We start from the raw sequence: 16,965 nt of genomic DNA, 5'->3' as shown, positions 1-16,965 counted from the left end.
TTGCGGCAGCTAAGATTCGCGCCGAATGTTGTCCCTTTCGTTTGATTGAAGCTGACTACGTAAGCAACCAAAGGTTAAGCTCTGGTATCTGCAGTACGTGACGGTGCTGAGGGCCGCTCCGGGGCACAAGCTGACCTAAAGGCGACAACTGGATGCCTCCTTGTCCTCAGTTGCGGCCCGAGGACGGAGCACTGACTTACCGGACCTCGGCGATCTTCGGTCCAGGTGACAACATCTGCGCGTTAGCCGCCAGGGGCCGCTTCGACGGCGATGCCGGGTCCGGCAACCGGAAAGCGGCGTCGGCCGGCGCTCCCTGGGATGGTCGACGTGCCGCCGTTGCCGGAAGCACGATCACTTTCGCTCCGACTTTCACCCGCTCATAGAGATCCGTGACGTCGTCATTGGTCAGCCGGATACAGCCGGACGAAACCTTCTTCCCGATGGTAGCGGGGTTGTTGGTGCCGTGAATGCGATATTCGGTCTCGCCGAGATACATCGCCCGGGCGCCGAGCGGATTGCCGGGACCGCCCGCCATGAACCGCGGCAGATAAGGCTGACGCGAGACCATCTCCACAGGCGGATGCCAATCCGGCCATTCTGCCTTACGGGCCACAGTCTGCTCACCGGACCATGTGAAACCTTCGCGGCCGACACCGATGCCGTAGCGCATCGCTTGGGCGTCGTTCAGAACGAAATAGAGGAATGTGTTTCCGGTATCGATGATCACGGTGCCCGGCGCCTGACGGCTGGCGTAGTCAACCACCTGCCGGACAAGTGCTCCGGGAACGCCAGCGTCGGCTTTGGGTGGTTCGACCAGAGGCGCCGGGGCCGGGATCGGAGCCGGGACCGGAATCGCAGCCGGAACTGGCGCTGATGCACGAACTGGAGTCGACACGTAAACCGGAGTTGACGACGCCTGGGCCTGCTGTGCGGACGGCTTTCGTATCGGTTGCACGTCCGCCGGGCTAGACAGCAAGCTATACCCCACGACGGCGACGGCCACGGCGCCAATCGCAACTCTCGCGGCCATGGGTATTGCGAGGGCCTCTGCCTTCTTACGTTTGGCCCGCTTGCTCATGTCTTTCCCCAGGTCACCATGCCCAAGAGAGGTACCCAGCAAAATTTAAGAAACTTCGAAGCGATGCCGCTCAGACTGGAACCGTTAGTCGTGGTTAACGCCGAACTCTTGTTCGACGCATCCGCTTTGCTCTCGGAAATGGACATTCCGGACTTGGTGTCCCCTCAGTTCAGACCGCGCGGACCCGCCAGCAAGCCCAGCACGATCGAAAACAGTTCATTCTGCGAGGAGATGCCGAGCCGCTCATAGGCGCGCTTGCGGTAGGTCAGGGTCGAATGCAGGCTGATGCCGAGCGCTCGCGAGATCGCCTCGGAGCTGAAGCCGAGCAGGATGCGGCGGCAGACGTCCTGCTCGCGCGGCGTCAGCGCGGAGAGCGGCGCGCGCGTTGCGAACAACGCGGCGAGGTTCTGGTCGGGCGTCGCGGCGGCCGCCTGCTGGAAATGACGCGCAACGCTGGCGCTGATCGCGGGCGCAATGGCCTGAAGCCGCGCACGCTCGGCGTCGCCAAAGCGGCCCTGGGCCGTGATGCGGTAGAAGTTGACATAGAAGCAGGTGTCGTCGACCCAGATCGCAGTGGCGCATTTGTCGATGATGTCAGAGTCGTTGAAGAAGATTTTCCGGTAGCGTGCGCCATACATGCGCGGCGCGAACGACGGCAGCATGATCGGCGCGCTGCCCTCGCCTTCGAACAGCGCATCACGATTGGGATCGGATTCGTGGAACTGACCGGCATAGGCCGCGCCGAGATCGCTGCCGATCGGGATGTTGCCGGCATCGAGCAGGCAACTGGCCGCGCCGGTGCGCGTCAGGGCGAACACCATGCAATGGCCGACGCCGGCCTGCCGGCGCAGTGTGTCGATGAGGACATTCGGGAAATCAGGTCGGCCGATGGCGAGCACCGCCGGCGCGATGTCGTTCGCCGCTGGAGTCGAGGCCATGTCGTGGGGCCGCATTGGTTTCCTCCGCAAAAGTTCTTTTGGCGGAAGATATCAGCAAGAGGATTTGGCAGGAAGTCGGAGACGGCGGCTTTTGCCGCTTCTGGGTCCCGGCTCTGCGCAGCAACGCTACGCGTTGCAGCGCGTCCGGACACGAGAGTGTTGCTGGTCGATGCAGAGGATGGTCTCGTGCCCCGGACGCAGCGCAGCGTGACATAAGCGCGTTTACGCGCGTCTTCGACGCGCTATGGCGCTGCTGAGCCGGGGCCCATGCCGCCGCAGCGGGACTACCCCTACCCCGCCGCGGCCTTCGCCGGCGCGACGTTGATCGCGAGCTTGCCGTAACGGTCCGTGAACGCCTCGGTGTCGATCTCCTCCAGCTTGATCTCGCCGCTCATCACGCCCTGCTTCCAGGCGGCCTGCACGGGATCGTTCTGGAACTCCGGCATCACCTCGCGGCCGAACAGCTCGAGCGATTCGCAGATGTGCTCGTGGCTGTTCTTGCCCGCTTGATTCAGCAGGATGACCTGGTCGATATGGGAGGACTGGAACCGCTTCAGCTTCTTGCGGATGGTCTCGGGCGAGCCGATCAGGCCACCGCGCAGCGCCGCCTCCTGCGCCTCCGGATTGTCGCGCTTCCACTTGTTGTACTCGTCCCACATGTTGACGGTGTAGGGCGCGGGACGCTGGCGGTTCTGCGAGGCGCCGTAGAAGCGCAGCGCGAACTGGAAGAAGGTAGCGCCGTCGGCGCGCGCACGCGCCTCCTCGTCGGTCTTCGCGCACATGAAGAACGACACCAGCGCCATGTTCGGATTGATCTCGTAGTCGGCGAGCTTGTGCAACCGCTTGGTCATCGCGTTGTAATAGGCGTGCACCCAGGCATGCGCGGCATCGGCGCTGACGAACTGGAAGCCGAGCGCGCCAAAGCCGTGACGGCCGGCGCGCTCGATGGTCGGCAGTTGCGAGCAGGCCATCCATAAAGGCGGATGCGGCTTCTGCACCGGCTTCGGCACGACATTGCGCAAGGGGATGTCGAAATACTTGCCGTGATGCTCGGAGCCGGCATCCCTGAACATCGGGAAGATCGCGGCTACGGCCTCCTCGAACACTTCCTTCTTCGTCTCCATGTCGCGGCCGAACGGCGTGAGCTCGGTGATGGAGGCGCTCTCGCCCATGCCGAATTCGCAGCGGCCGTTGGAGAGCAGGTCGAGCACCGCGACGCGCTCGGCGACGCGCGCCGGGTGGTTCGTCGTGAGCTGGAGGATGCCGTGGCCGAGCCGGATGTTTTTCGTGCGCTGGCTGGCGGCGGCGAGGAACGATTCCGGCGAGGGTGAGTGCGAGTACTCTTCGAGGAAGTGATGCTCGACGACCCAGGCGTGGTCGTAGCCGAGCTTATCGGCAAGTTCCATCTGCGAGAGCGCGTTCTGGTAGAGCTTCAGCTCGTCGCCGGCCACCCAGGGCCGTGGCAGCTGCAGCTCATAGAAGATGCCGAACTTCATGACGCCTCTCCCGCTTATTCTTGTTGCGCTCATCTTAGTGAGCGGGGAGGCGCTGTCTACGCGGTCGCAATTCCGCCGCGCGGGAGAACGCGCTTTTCGGTGCGGCGGCCATTCAGCACCACGCCGATGAAGGTGAAGCGCACCAGCAGATGATAGCTCGCCAACATCGGGAGAATCGCGACGACGAGAATGATGGCGAACTTGGCCGGCCCGGGCCAGTCGAGCTGCGACAGCGCGACCTGCAGCGCCATCACGATCGGCATGTGGATCAGATAGAGCCAGTAGGAGGCATCAGCGAGGTAGCGCCGGGTCGGGCTGAAGCCGGACATGAAGCGGAGCGCGAGGCCGAGGACAGCGAAGGTCGAGATCCATATCGCCGGCGCATACAGGATGGCGGAGACGAGCCTGAGCGTGGCGAAGCTGACCGGCAGTTTCGGCGCACCCGGCACGGACATCATCACCCCGACAAGCACGAAACTGATCAGAATGAGGCCGAGCGCCGGCAGGAGATTCCACAGCCAGCGTCGCTCCAAAATCCGCAGTAGATCGGTCTGACGATGCAGCAACCAGCCGACGCCGAATGCGGTGCCGAAACCGATCCAGGCCTGCGCGTTGGTGATGAGTGATTGATCCGGCGTCCTCACGCCCATCACGTTGATCCACCGTGGGTCCAGGCTGAACGCGATGCCGATCGGGATCGCCAGGACCAGGGGCGCCAGCGGATTTTGCATGATCTGCGCAAAGAGGCGGTCGACAACCGTTCTCAGCGTGCCTGATACATCGAGCCAGACAATTGCGCCGCGCAGCAGGAGCATGGCGACATAAAGCTCCAGCAGCACATAGAGAAACCAGAGATGGGTCAGCGGGAAATTCGGCAGCACCGGCGGCCAGCGAGGTGCGCCGGGGATTGGGCCGCCGTTCGGAAAGCCCGCGGCCCAGATGACGACCAGAGCCATCGGCGTAAACACGATCGGCCAGCCGATCACGAGCGGCAGTCCGATCCTCTGCAACCTGTCCCTCAAGAAGCCCAAGGTCCCACGGCGATGGAAACTCATCCGGGCGAAGAAACCCGCCATCAGGAAGAAGGTCGTCATCCGGAAGACGTGGATGACGAAGAACAGCAGGCCCAGGGCCAGGCTTTGATGGGTGTCCTGGATGATCCAGATCCTGGTCGGGGCCGGCACGAACGACAAGGTCGCATGCAGGACGATGCCGAGCAGCAGCGCAAAACCCCTGACCGCGTCGAGCGCGTGCAGCCGTTCCGATGCGGGGGCGATGGCGGTCGATCGGGACATGGACGGACTCGGCTTGCTGGTGAAAGGCTTGTTTCCGGCAATCTGCCCGATCATGTCACGTTTCTCTTGCCCAATCCCATAATCGGCTAGCCGATTTCTCGGCGCAGCTGGCCGATTTCGAAATAGCGGTCGGCATCCGGCGCCGTTTGCGGCCGGCTCAGCGCCTCGCGCCGGAATTCGGTTGGCGTCATGCCGGTCTCGGCCTTGAAGGCGCGATTGAAAGGCCCGATCGACTGGAAGCCTGCATCCATGGCGATGGTCAGCACCGGCACCTCCCGTTGCGTCACATCGGACAGCGCCAGCTTGGCATCCTCGATGCGATAGTGATTGAGGAACGCGTTGAAGTTGCGATAACCCAGCCCTTCGTTGATGGCCTGGCGAAGTCGGTGCTCGGGAACATCGAGCCGCGCCGCGAGCGCGCCGATCGCAAGACCTTCCTGCCGGTAGATTCGCTCCACGGTCATCAGATGGTCGAGGCGCCGCAACAGGACGGGGTCGGCCGTGCCCCGCCCTGTGGGTGCACGATCGGTCACCGGTCGCCCGGCCGTGTCGCCGGGTCCGATCGCCGCCGCGGCATCATTGACGGTGACAATCGCCCGCAGGTCCAAAACGCCGAGGCCGGCGAGCATCGCCAACACGAACAGGCTGATCGCGGTCGGAAGACTGCTGGGCTCGCCGGGAACCGCGACGGGGACCGCGGCGACGCCCGCTCCGGCCACGACCCCGATGAACACGACATTGATCGCGAGCACAGCCAGCCGCAGCCGGCGCCGCCGCGCGACCAGATCGACTCGCCAGGTCTTGACCGTCTGGACCGCGGCCGCGAGCGCCAGCAGCACGGCCACGGCCGACAGGACTTTGCTGCCACCGCTGGCCAAGTTGGGCCAGGTCGTCCAGCCAAGCGACACCGCAAATCCGACGGCCAAGATGGTCAGCCACAGGACGCCATGCCGTCGCCGGAGCACAAAATCGTCGTCGAACGACGCGCGCGCCCACAACCAGAAGACGGCGGGCAGCGAGGACAGGATCGGCAACGTCCACCACAATGACGATTTGGGAAAGACCGGCGCGGTGACGATCGCATAGAACGCTCCGCCGGCGGCCATGGCCGTGCCGAGCAAGGCGAGCTGATTGGTGGCACGACGCTGCAGCACCATGAGAACGATCAACAGGAACACGCCGCTCGCCGCGCCGCGAAGCCCGAGATCGATGGCCGAGAGCCCCATCGCGTTCACAATCCGCGTTTCCCCGTTCGAGATCAGACTCTCGCACCGCCCTTGCGCGGGCACAATCCAAAATTGCGGCGGTGGTCCCGGCCCGCCAATCTCCCCGCGGTGACCGACGAGATCGCGAAGCAAATCACGTTTAACAAATTCAGGACGTTGCCCGGTTCAGAGCGGCAACAGCCAGGGCACGAACAAGGTGCAGACGATCAAGACGACCCGGGAAAACGGTACGCCGATGCGCACAAAGTCACCGAACGTGCAATGTCCGGGGGCGACCACCAACGTGTTAACCGGCGACGACACAGGCGTCATGAAAGCAGTCGAAGCAGCCAGCCCACCGTCATTGCAAACGGATACGGCGAGGCATGCATTTCCTTCGCGACAGTCACGCGCAGCCGTTATTCGCGGTCCGCGAGTTTGTACTCATCGATCCAGACCGAGAGGTTCGGGTTGCCGACGTTAGCACAATGTTCGGATCGCTGAAACCTGCCAATGCTTCGCTCATGGTGAGGACACCGGTGAAGGGGAGCGCAAGGAGCATGATCAGTGCGACCACATCCAGGCGCGGCCTGTTGATCGCGAACATCAGGATCGCAGCCCCGAGAAGGACCAAGACAATCGTCGGATCAAACATGGATGCCTGCCATGGAAGTCGCCGACTTCAATTCAAATGATGATGACAAGACGGACGAGGGATCAAGGACACACCGACTGGCCGCCAACCCGCGCTTGCCGTGATCGACCGTGGACTACGATCATGGCGATGCTGGTATTGATATGACTTGCACCGAGACGTTCATCCGGCTGAATGCATCCGCCGGACCATCCCACGTCCCGGAAAGCGGAGAGGCCCTTTCCTGTTCGCGCGTCACGGCGACGGGTATGTGTTCACTGCCGACGATCTTGTTGTTGGTGGGATCATAGCCGCGCCACCCGGCTCCGGGGATATAGATCTCGGTCCAGGCGTGCGTGGCGCCGTGTTGTCCCTCGGCCATCTGGATGTAGCCAGTGACAAAGCGCGCACCAAATCCCCAGTAGCGGGCAGCTTCCATCATGAACACGGCATAGTCACGACAGGTCCCGCTGCCGAGCCGCAGCGTTTCGTTGGGTGATTGAACCCCGTGAGCCTCGCGGGAAACGTATTTGAACGATCGGTAGATGTGAGTATTCAAATTGTTCAGAAGGTCCAGCGTGCCGATCAACTGGCCGGGTTTGTAGAGATCGCGCAACCATTCGAGCAGGGCGGTCGCGTCGTAGAGATAGCTCGGGAGACGATACACCGTCAGCTCAAGTTGCTCCTCCGGGGGATATTGGAAGGGAAATGAACTGGCGAATGGCGCAATCCGCCATTCAATGGGGTCGTCGTGGTAAAGGTCGACGTCGACCTCGCTTGCGATCCTGAGCGTGTCGGATAATTCCAAAAAGGTCACGACTGCGATGGCATTGTCGTAATTGTCGCGCAACCAGCGAACTTCAGCGTTCGGCTCGATATCGACCGACCCTCTCACGATGTGGACGTCATGTCCCTCGCGAGGCCGCATCATGGCTCGATGAGTGCCGAAGGTGACCGGCCGATTGTAAAAATATTCGGTCTTATGAATGATTCGGATTCGCCTCATATGTAGCTCCCGCCACGTAGCAGCGATGGATGTTGCGGCGCCCGCTACCACTGGTAGTAGGTCGCGGGCATTTCCGAGGCAAGAGAAGATGTATGCGGCCTGACCCCCGAGCCGCAAAGCATCTTCGCTTTTGGGTAACGATCGTTGCCGCTTGCTTCTCTCGCGCTCACGGAGCGCCGCGGCACGGTCCGTTGGCCGCGCCGCGACATCCGGTCAAGTCGACGGGTTGATCCAGATCAACGCGTTAGCGGCCCTGCTCCATTTAAATTGCAGCAAGGCAACGGCCCGGATGCCGTCCCGATTCCTATACCTTTCAGAGAGACCGAATATGTCGGCCCCTGACGACACGACTTCGCGCGTGCGCCGTAAGCGCATGGAGATTTTCGCTTTCCTGTTCCTGACCGCGGTCGTGATGCCCGTCCTCGCGGTCGGAACGGTCGGCTCATACGGGCTCGGCGTCTGGATCTACCAGATGTTCGCCGGTCCTCCCGGCCCGCCACCCTCCCCGCATTGACCTCCGAACAGCGAAAGACAGGCATCATGGCCCAATCCACACTCAACCGCCGCGCATTGATCACCGGCCGGGTGCTCACCGCCGACCGCGTCGTCGCGCCGCCAGGCTGCGAGATCGCCAGCATCATCGTGCAGGCGCGCCCCGAGCACCTGGATGAGCTGGAAGCCGAGATCGCCGCGATGCCCGGCTGCGAGATCCACGGCCGCGACGCCCGCGGCAAGCTCGTCGTGGTGACCGAAGCGCCGGATGCCGGCAGCCTCGGCACCCTGCTCAACACCATCCAGTCGCTGCCCAACGTCTATTCCGCGGCGCTGGTCTTCCACGCCATCGAAACCGCCTAAGAGCCGGGAGAGCCATCATGACATCGCCGAAGCTCGACCGCCGCCAGATGCTGAAGCTCGAGGCCGCCGCGATCGCGGCCGCCGCTGCGGGCATGCCGGCACCGGCGCTCGCCGCCAATCTCGTCGCCGAGCGCGACAACAGCGAACTGAAATGGGACAAGGCCGCCTGCCGCTTCTGCGGCACCGGCTGCTCCGTGATGGTCGCGACCAAGGACAACCGCGTCGTCGCCACCCACGGCGACATCAAGGCCGAGGTCAATCGCGGCCTCAATTGCGTCAAGGGCTACTTCCTCTCCAAGATCATGTACGGCCACGACCGCCTGACGCAGCCGATGCTGCGCAAGACCGGCGGCAAGTACGACAAGAACGGCGAGTTCACGCCAATCAGCTGGACCGAAGCCTTCGACATCATGGAGGTGAAGTGGAAGGAGACGCTGAAGAAGCGCGGGCCGAACGGTCTCGCCATGTTCGGCTCCGGCCAGTGGACGATCTGGGAAGGTTACGCCGCCTCGAAGCTCTACAAGGCCGGCTTCCGCACCAACAACATCGACCCCAATGCGCGCCACTGCATGGCCTCCGCCGTCGCCGGCATGATGCGCACCTTCGGCATCGACGAGCCGGCCGGCTGCTATGACGACATCGAGGCCACCGACGCCTTCGTGCTGTGGGGCTCCAACATGGCGGAGATGCACCCCATCCTGTGGACGCGCCTCGCCGACCGCAGGCTGTCCGCGCCGCATGTCCGCGTCGCCGTGCTCTCGACCTTCGAGCACCGCTCGTTCGACCTCGCCGACATCGGCATGGTGTTCAAGCCGCAGACCGACCTCTACATCCTCAACGCCATCGCCAACCACATCATCAAGACCGGACGCGTCAACAAGGACTTCGTCGCTGCGCATACGATTTTCAGGCGCGGGCAGACCGACATTGGCTATGGATTGCGGCCCGAGCATCCGCTCCAGAAAAAAGCAACCGGTGCGGCCAAAGCCAACGACTCCACCGACATGAGCTATGACGAATTCGTAAAATTCGTCTCGGACTACACGCTTGAGAAAGCTGCCGAGATGTCCGGCGTGCCGCTGAACCGGCTAGAGGCGCTCGCCGAGCTGTACGCCGATCCGAAGACAAAAGTGGTCTCGTTCTGGACCATGGGCTTCAACCAGCACACGCGCGGCGTCTGGTGCAACAACCTCGTCTACAACATCCATCTCCTGACCGGAAAGATCTCCTCGCCCGGCAACAGCCCGTTCTCGCTGACCGGCCAGCCCTCGGCCTGCGGCACCGCGCGCGAGGTCGGCACCTTCTCGCACCGCCTGCCGGCCGACATGGTCGTGACAAACAAGGCGCACCGCGACAAGGCCGAGCATCTCTGGCTGCTGCCGGAAGGCACCATTCCCGACAAGAACGGCGCCCACGCCGTGCTGCAAAGCCGGATGCTGAAGGACGGCCTGATCAACGCCTATTGGGTGCAGGTCAACAACAACCTCCAGGCCGGTCCCAACGTCAACGAGGAGACCTATCCGGGCTTCCGCAACCCCGACAATTTCATCGTGGTCTCGGACGCCTATCCGTCGGTGACGGCGCTGGCCGCCGATCTGATCCTGCCGACCGCAATGTGGGTGGAGAAGGAAGGCGCCTATGGCAATGCCGAGCGGCGCACGCAGTTCTGGCACCAGCTCGTCAACGCGCCCGGCGAGGCCAGGTCCGATCTCTGGCAGCTCATGGAATTTTCAAAACGCTTCAAGATCGAGGAAGTCTGGCCGGAGGAGCTGATCGCAAAGAAGCCGGAGGTTCGCGGCAAGACGCTGTTCGACGTGCTCTACAAGAACGGCCAGGTCGACAAGTTTCCGACCTCGGAGATCGAGGAAGGCTACGCCAACACGGAATCCAAGGCGTTCGGCTTCTACGTGCAGAAGGGGCTCTTTGAAGAGTACGCCTCGTTCGGCCGCGGCCACGGTCACGACCTCGCGCCGTTCGAGGCCTATCACCGCGAGCGCGGCCTGCGCTGGCCCGTCGTCAACGGCCAGGAAACCAAATGGCGTTTCCGCGAGGGCAGCGATCCCTACGTCAAGCAGGGCACCGACGTGCAGTTCTACGGCTATCCCGACGGCAGAGCGCGCATCTTCGCTCTGCCCTACGAGCCGCCGGCGGAATCGCCCGACAGCGAATATCCGTTCTGGCTCTCGACCGGCCGCGTGCTGGAGCACTGGCATTCCGGCACAATGACGCGCCGCGTGCCCGAGCTCTACAAGGCGTTCCCCGAGGCCGTCTGCTTCATGCATCCCGACGATGCGTCGGAAGCCAAGCTCCGGCGCGGCGACGAAGTGAAGGTGGAATCCCGCCGCGGTTTCATCCGCGCCCGCGTCGAGACGCGCGGCCGCGACCGGCCGCCACGTGGCCTCGTGTTCGTGCCGTGGTTCGACGAATCCAAGATGATCAACAAGGTGACCCTGGACGCCACCGATCCGATCTCGCTGCAGACCGATTACAAGAAATGCGCCGTGCGCATCGAGCGGGTGAACCTGTCATGATGAAACGATTTGGCATAGCCCTGCTCGCGGTCGCGATCGCCGCGGGCGCGAGCTCTCTCACCGCACAGACGGTGAATTCAGGCCTGCGCGGCCCGGCCCCGCTCAATGACGAGGGCGCGGCGCCGCCGATGCTGCCGAACCGCAATACGTCCGAGAGAGAGGTGCGCAACTACCCGGAGCAGCCGCCGGTGATCCCGCACACCATCGACGGTTACCAGATCGACCTCAACGGTAACAAATGCCTGTCCTGCCATGCGCGGGCACGCATCGCGGAATCACAGGCGCCGATGGTCTCGATCACGCATTTCATGGACCGCGACGGCCAGTTCCTGGCCTCGATCTCGCCGCGGCGCTTCTTCTGCACGGAATGCCACGTGCCGCAGAACACCGCGACGCCGCCGGTGAGCAACGATTTCATCGACATCGACACGCTGCTCTCCCGCTCAAGCCCCGGTGGCCGCCGATGACGACGGCTGCTGACGAGCCCAAGGGAAAGGTGGAAGCCAAGCGTAGCTTTATCCTGCGCTGCTGGGACTTCGCGCTAGAGCTCTGGCAGGTGCTGATCCGGCCGAGCTCGGTGTTCGGGCTCGGCGTGCTGGTGCTCGCGGGCTTTGCGGCCGGCGTGATCTTCTGGGGCGGCTTCAACACCGCGCTGGAACTGACCAACACCGAGAAGTTCTGCACCGGCTGTCACGAGATGCGCGAAAACGTCTTCGCCGAGCTGAAGTCGACCATCCACTTCACCAACCGCTCCGGCGTGCGCGCGACCTGCCCGGACTGCCACGTCCCGCACAACTGGACCGACAAGATCGCGCGCAAGATGCAGGCCTCCAAGGAGGTCTGGGGCAAGATCTTCGGCACCATCGACACCCGCGAGAAATTCTTGGATCACCGGCTCGAGCTCGCCGCGCACGAATGGGCGCGTTTCAAGGCCAACGATTCCCTGGAGTGCCGCAACTGCCACAGCGCCGATTCCATGGACATCACCAAGCAGTCGCCGCGGGCCTCGGTGGCGCACCAGCGCTTCCTGTTCACCAAGGAAAAGACCTGCATCGACTGCCACAAGGGCATCGCCCACCATCTGCCCGACATGCGCGGCGTGCCTGGGTGGCAGTAGGGCGGGTCCTGAGCAAGCGCCTCGTCCTTCGAGACGGCTGCTTCGCAGCCTCCTCAGGATGAGGCTAAGCGGCATCCTGGCCTGTTGAAACCGGCGCCACACACTCCGTCCTCATCCTGAGGGCCCGCCAAAGGCGGGCGTCTCGAAGGATGGCCGCAGGGAACGGTGGTCCCGCGCTTGAACCGGCGGGGCGAATGGTTAGTTTTGGGGGATGGCGAATCGCATCGTTTCGCCCCTTCCTCAAGACAGACATGGCCACTTTCACCCCGCATCAGGATGCCGCGCTCAAAGCCGTTGGCGACTGGCTCAAGGCAAAACCCGGCCGCAACGGCACGCCGCCGGTGTTCCGCCTGTTCGGCTTTGCCGGCACCGGCAAGACCACGCTGGCGCGGCACATCGCCGAAGGCGTCGACGGCGAGGTGAAGTTCGCCGCCTTCACCGGCAAGGCGGCGCTGGTCATGCGCAACAAGGGTTGCGATGAGGCCTCCACCATTCACTCGCTGATCTACCGCGCGCGCGAATCCGGCGAGGAGCAGCCGAGCTTCGAGCTGTGGGACGACGCGCCGGCCTCCAAGGCCAAGCTGATCGTGATCGACGAATGCTCGATGGTCGATGCCGAATTGGGCCGCGACCTGATGTCGTTCGATTGCCCGCTGCTGGTGCTGGGCGATCCCGCCCAGCTGCCGCCGATCCAGGGCGGCGGCTTCTTCACGAACACCGAGCCCGACGCGATGCTGACCGAAGTGCACCGCCAGGCCCAGGACGATCCGATCGTGCGGATGTCGATGGACGTCCGCGAGGGCCGCGAGCTCGACATCGGCCGCTACGGCGAGAGCGAGGTGGTGTCGCGGAAAGAGCTCGATCCCGACCGCGTCATGGGCGCCGACCAGGTGCTGGTCGGCCGCAACAACACGCGCCGCGCCTACAACATGCGGGTGCGCCAGCGCCAGAACATCGAGGACGTCTTCCCGGTCGCCGGCGACAAGCTGGTGTGCCTGCGCAACAACCGCAAGAAGGGCCTGTTCAACGGCGGCCTGTGGCGCGTGAAATCGCGCAACACCTCGCGCTCGAAATCGCGCATCCTCAGTATGCGGCTGTCGCCGGATGAAGACTTCGGGCACAAGGTGACGAAGGTCTCGGTGCGCGCCGACTGCTTCGAGGGCGGCGTCGAGGCGATCGCCTGGGAGCAACGCAAGCCCTATGACGAGTTCGACTACGGCTATGTGCTGACGGTGCACAAATCGCAGGGCTCGCAATGGGACGACGTCGTGCTGTTCGACGAGAGCTTTGCGTTCCAGGATAGCCGGGCGCGGTGGCTGTACACGGGGATTACGCGCGCGGCGAAGCGGTTGAGTATTGTCGTTTGAAGCTGCCGTAGGGTGGGCAAAGGCGCGAAGCACCGTGCCCACCATCTATCCGAGCGCGCCGTGAAAATGGTGGGCACGCTTCCGCCTTCGCTCTTCGAGCTACGGCGGACAAGTCGCTTTGCCCACCCTACGGCACTGTTGTAGCCCGGATGGAGCGAAGCGTAATCCGGGGGGCGGGTCCGCGCTCGCGATTCCCGGATTTCGCTGCGCTCCATCCGGGCTACGGCCTCTCAACCCCTCATTTCCCCGCCACGAAATAAAAATCCTCGCGTCCCGGCGGCGAGCCGTATGAAAACGGCTGCTGCTCGTGCTTGGTGGCGGACCAGACGTCGTCGCGGACGATGTCGAACAGTTTCCGGATCTCGACCTTCGGCACCTTGATCTCGCGGGCGAGCGCGGTGGCGAAGGGGCTGTCGGCGCCGCCGTCGCCGTCCAGCGCGGTCTCGCCGTGCTTGGCGGCGTAGACCACCATGAAGCCGGCGCCGGGCTCGATGTTGGAAAAGCCCTTGTCCACCAGCTTGAGCGACAGCGTGCGTTGCATGGCCGGCGCAAAGGGATTGTCGCGGCAGGCATCCAGCATCACCAGACGCACTTTTCTCGCAGCGCCCACCGCTGCGATCACCTGCTCCAGCGCAACCGCCTGGGTCTCGGCGTCCCTGTCGGCGGCAAGCTTGGCGTCGACAGGGACGAGATAGTTCACGCCGCCGATCTCGAAACCGTGCCCGGCGTAATAGACCACCGCCCAATCCGCATTCTCCGCTTCGGTGGCAAACGTCTGCAGCGCCTCGAAGAACTTGTCGCGGGAGAGGTCGCTGACGGAGATCACGGTCTGGAAGCCGACATCGCGCAACACGTTTGCAATCATTTTCGCGTCGCGCGGCGGATTGGGCAAGGCGTGGACGTTCTTGTAGGCGCCGTTGCCGATCACGAGCGCCACGCGGCGCCCGGTGGACCCGGCCGGCGCCTGCGGCGTCAGTGCGGCCAGGCGCTCCTGCGCGATGGCGCGGGCGCGTGCGACGTCGGGCTCGTCGAACCTCGTCAGCGAATAGGCCGCCGCACGATAATCGGCACGGGCCTGGGCGAGATCTTTCCTGCGCTCGTAGATCTGGCCGCGGCCGGAATGGGCGCGCACACTGTTCGGATTGAGCTGGATGACCGTGTTGTAGTCCTTCAGCGCGGCGTCGAGGTCGCCCTTCATCACGTTGACCTCGGCGCGATTGTTGATCGCGAAGGTATTTTTGGGCTGCTTCTGGATCAGGCCATCGCAGTCGGCGAAAGCCTGGTCGTACTTGCCCATCATGCCGTAGGTGATGCAGCGGTTGCCGGCGATCTGCGGCGCGGCGGGGTCGATCTTCTCGGCTGCCGCAAAGTCGGCAATCGCGCCGTCGAAATCCTTGTTCAGCGTGCGCATGCGGGCACGATTGGTCCAGCCGAGCAGGAACGCGGGCGTGTATTTGATCGACAGGTTGAAGTCGTCGAGCGCGCTTTGCAGCGCGCCCCGGCGCAGATGGATGGTGCCGCGATTGTTGTAGGCATAGCCGAAATTCGCGCGCTTCTGGATGGCGAGATTGTAGTCGGCCATGGCGAGATCGTCCTCGCCCTTGCGCTCATGGGAGAGCCCACGCAGGTTGATGGCGCCGACATTTTCCGGATCGAGATCGATGGCGGACGACAGCGCCTCGATGGCGCGGTCATAGTCGCGCTTGTTGATCAGCGCATTGCCACGCACGACGAGCGCGAGCGACTTGTCCTTGCCGCCGAGCTTATCGGCCTTCAACAAATTGTCGCAGGCCGTCGCGCGGGCCTGGCCCTCCGCCTGGCGGTCGCGACAGGTGGCGAGGTCGTCGCCGGCTTGCGGCTCGGCCGCGGCGATCGCGGCATTTGAGATCAGGATGGCGAGGGTCAGGGGAATGACGCGCAGCATGTTGTCAGGTCAGCTCCAGCCACCACATATTTGAGTCGAGCGCCGATCGCGCGCGTTCATCTAGCCCGGAGTTCCCGGCCTCGCCAAGCCGCACCGTCTGAGGCTATTTTTCACAGACTCGTGTCCGTTTCCCCGTAACAATCGCCGTCTGCGCCCGTATTTCAGATGTCCGAAAACGCGGCCAAACAGGCTGTTCGCCCGTCCCCGGCCGCCCTACACTGTCAGACCTTCCGAAGAGGATCGCCATGCGCCGCACCGCCCTCGCCTCGCTGCTCGCCGCCACCGCCGCACTGACGCTGGCCTTCGCCTTGCCGTCCAGGGCCGCGGAGGATGCGGTCGTGATCCCCGCTCCCACCGTGGATGCCGCGCCCGCAACCGGGATCCAGACCGCCGTCATCGCGGGCGGCTGCTTCTGGGGCGTCCAGGGCGTCTTCCAGCACACCGCCGGCGTCGTCAACGCAGTCTCCGGCTATGCCGGCGGCACCAAGGCGACGGCCGATTACCAGACGGTCTCGAGCGGCCGGACCGGCCACGCCGAGTCGGTCGAGATCAAGTACGACCCGAAGAAGATCTCCTACGGCAAGATCCTCCAGATCTACTTCTCGGTGGCGCACGACCCGACCCAGCTCAACCGCCAGGGCCCCGACACCGGCACGCAATATCGCTCGGCGATCTTCACCACCTCCGACGAGCAGAAGAAGGTGGCGGATGCCTATATCGCCCAGCTCAACTCCGCCAAGGTGTTCGGCAGGCCGATCGTGACCAAGGTCGGCGCGCTGGAAGCGTTCTACCCGGCTGAGGCCTATCACCAGGACTATCTGACGCTGCACCCGAACCAGCCCTACATCGCCTACAACGACATTCCGAAGGTCGAGAACCTGAAAAAGCTGTTCGCGGATAACTACATTGAGAAGCCGACGCTGGTGAGCGCCAGCAAGGCCACCAACTGATCGCAAGATCACCGAAAACAAGTTCACCAAGCAAACGGGAGACCCATGCCCGACACCAAGACGAAAACCACCGACGACAAGGTCATCAAGAGCGAAGAGCAGTGGCGCAGCGAATTGTCGCCGATGCAGTACGCGGTGCTGCGCGAGAAGGCGACCGAGCGTCCCTTCTCCGGCGAATATGAGCACGACCACCGCGCCGGCACCTATGTCTGCGCCGGCTGCGGCAATGAGCTGTTCGAGTCCGATGCCAAGTTCGATTCCGGCTGCGGCTGGCCGAGCTTCACCCAGCCCGCGGTCGAGAGCCATGTCGACGAGGAGCACGATGCCAGCCACGGCATGGTCCGCACCGAGGTGCTGTGCTCCAAGTGCAGCGGCCATCTCGGCCACGTCTTCCCCGACGGCCCCGGCCCGACCGGCCTGCGCTACTGCATCAACTCGGCCGCGCTGAAGCTCGAGCCCAAATAACATTGCGCGCCGCCCGGTTCCGTCATGGAACCCGGCGGCGCGATGTGCTTTTCTCTTCTGGCGGTGCGGCCGATGCGCGCGATCCGGCAGCCGCCAGGGAGGAT

At 63.8% G+C, this 16,965-nt stretch carries 16 protein-coding genes; 8 read left to right on the top strand and 8 right to left on the bottom strand.

Features of this window, described 5'->3' with window-relative positions; genetic code table 11:
* Window positions 1-196: 196 nt before the first annotated feature.
* The 7 genes from AC5ZFO_RS17350 to AC5ZFO_RS17320 all read right to left on the bottom strand — a co-directional run bounded on the left by AC5ZFO_RS17350 (window position 197) and on the right by AC5ZFO_RS17320 (window position 7,652).
* Window positions 197-1,078 carry a L,D-transpeptidase gene (locus AC5ZFO_RS17350; protein ID WP_282525183.1) on the bottom strand — a complete coding sequence of 294 codons (882 nt, stop codon included), beginning with the start codon at window positions 1,076-1,078 and terminating at the stop codon, window positions 197-199.
* A 164-nt stretch (window positions 1,079-1,242) separates the two neighbouring features.
* A complete protein-coding gene (locus AC5ZFO_RS17345; protein WP_282525182.1) occupies window positions 1,243-2,031 on the bottom strand; it encodes a helix-turn-helix transcriptional regulator in 789 nt (262 codons plus the stop codon).
* Between the two features lie 275 nt (window positions 2,032-2,306).
* Window positions 2,307-3,512: an LLM class flavin-dependent oxidoreductase gene (locus tag AC5ZFO_RS17340; protein WP_282525181.1), complete on the bottom strand. Its 1,206-nt coding sequence runs from the start codon at window positions 3,510-3,512 to the stop codon at window positions 2,307-2,309.
* A 56-nt stretch (window positions 3,513-3,568) separates the two neighbouring features.
* Window positions 3,569-4,807, bottom strand: a complete 1,239-nt coding sequence (locus tag AC5ZFO_RS17335; protein ID WP_282525180.1) for an acyltransferase family protein — start codon at window positions 4,805-4,807, stop codon at window positions 3,569-3,571.
* Window positions 4,808-4,893: 86 nt separating this feature from the next.
* Window positions 4,894-6,033 (bottom strand): AraC family transcriptional regulator, encoded by a 1,140-nt coding sequence (locus AC5ZFO_RS17330; RefSeq protein WP_282525240.1) that lies wholly within the window; start codon window positions 6,031-6,033, stop codon window positions 4,894-4,896.
* 385 nt (window positions 6,034-6,418) lie between these two features.
* The gene (locus AC5ZFO_RS17325; protein ID WP_166080580.1) at window positions 6,419-6,667 is read right to left on the bottom strand and encodes a hypothetical protein; all 249 of its coding nucleotides are present in this window, start codon (window positions 6,665-6,667) and stop codon (window positions 6,419-6,421) included.
* Window positions 6,668-6,788: 121 nt separating this feature from the next.
* Window positions 6,789-7,652: a transglutaminase family protein gene (locus AC5ZFO_RS17320; protein WP_282525179.1), complete on the bottom strand. Its 864-nt coding sequence runs from the start codon at window positions 7,650-7,652 to the stop codon at window positions 6,789-6,791.
* A 328-nt stretch (window positions 7,653-7,980) separates the two neighbouring features.
* On the opposite strand from AC5ZFO_RS17320, the gene napE reads away from it, so the two are divergent.
* The 6 genes from napE to AC5ZFO_RS17290 all read left to right on the top strand — a co-directional run bounded on the left by napE (window position 7,981) and on the right by AC5ZFO_RS17290 (window position 13,522).
* On the top strand, window positions 7,981-8,166 hold the full coding sequence (napE, locus tag AC5ZFO_RS17315) for a periplasmic nitrate reductase, NapE protein (RefSeq protein ID WP_027532529.1): 186 nt from the start codon (window positions 7,981-7,983) through the stop codon (window positions 8,164-8,166).
* 26 nt (window positions 8,167-8,192) lie between these two features.
* Window positions 8,193-8,507, top strand: a complete 315-nt coding sequence (locus tag AC5ZFO_RS17310; protein WP_282525178.1) for a chaperone NapD — start codon at window positions 8,193-8,195, stop codon at window positions 8,505-8,507.
* 17 nt (window positions 8,508-8,524) lie between these two features.
* Complete coding sequence (gene napA / locus AC5ZFO_RS17305) at window positions 8,525-11,038, top strand: nitrate reductase catalytic subunit NapA (RefSeq protein ID WP_282525177.1); 2,514 nt, start codon at window positions 8,525-8,527, stop codon at window positions 11,036-11,038.
* Complete coding sequence (locus AC5ZFO_RS17300) at window positions 11,035-11,505, top strand: nitrate reductase cytochrome c-type subunit (RefSeq protein WP_496122253.1); 471 nt, start codon at window positions 11,035-11,037, stop codon at window positions 11,503-11,505. The genes napA and AC5ZFO_RS17300 overlap by 4 nt, the downstream gene beginning before the upstream one ends.
* The gene (locus AC5ZFO_RS17295; RefSeq protein WP_282525175.1) at window positions 11,502-12,155 is read left to right on the top strand and encodes a NapC/NirT family cytochrome c; all 654 of its coding nucleotides are present in this window, start codon (window positions 11,502-11,504) and stop codon (window positions 12,153-12,155) included. The genes AC5ZFO_RS17300 and AC5ZFO_RS17295 overlap by 4 nt, the downstream gene beginning before the upstream one ends.
* 251 nt (window positions 12,156-12,406) lie before the next feature.
* The gene (locus tag AC5ZFO_RS17290) at window positions 12,407-13,522 is read left to right on the top strand and encodes an ATP-dependent DNA helicase (protein ID WP_135216357.1); all 1,116 of its coding nucleotides are present in this window, start codon (window positions 12,407-12,409) and stop codon (window positions 13,520-13,522) included.
* A 238-nt stretch (window positions 13,523-13,760) separates the two neighbouring features.
* Here the strand turns inward: AC5ZFO_RS17290 and AC5ZFO_RS17285 are convergent, their stop codons facing one another.
* On the bottom strand, window positions 13,761-15,446 hold the full coding sequence (locus tag AC5ZFO_RS17285) for a caspase family protein (protein ID WP_496122252.1): 1,686 nt from the start codon (window positions 15,444-15,446) through the stop codon (window positions 13,761-13,763).
* 245 nt (window positions 15,447-15,691) lie between these two features.
* Here AC5ZFO_RS17285 and msrA point away from each other — a divergent pair, with 245 nt between their 5' ends.
* Both msrA and msrB read left to right on the top strand, forming a co-directional pair.
* Window positions 15,692-16,396, top strand: coding sequence for a peptide-methionine (S)-S-oxide reductase MsrA (gene msrA / locus AC5ZFO_RS17280; RefSeq protein WP_282525174.1), 705 nt, complete (start codon window positions 15,692-15,694; stop codon window positions 16,394-16,396).
* Window positions 16,397-16,441: 45 nt separating this feature from the next.
* Window positions 16,442-16,861 (top strand): peptide-methionine (R)-S-oxide reductase MsrB, encoded by a 420-nt coding sequence (gene msrB, locus AC5ZFO_RS17275; RefSeq protein ID WP_282525173.1) that lies wholly within the window; start codon window positions 16,442-16,444, stop codon window positions 16,859-16,861.
* Window positions 16,862-16,965: the final 104 nt, after the last annotated feature.

The organism is Bradyrhizobium sp. Unk1, assembly GCF_059512345.1.
The sequence above is the reverse complement of the archived record's forward strand: the minus strand, read 5'-3'. Positions and strand labels throughout refer to the sequence as shown.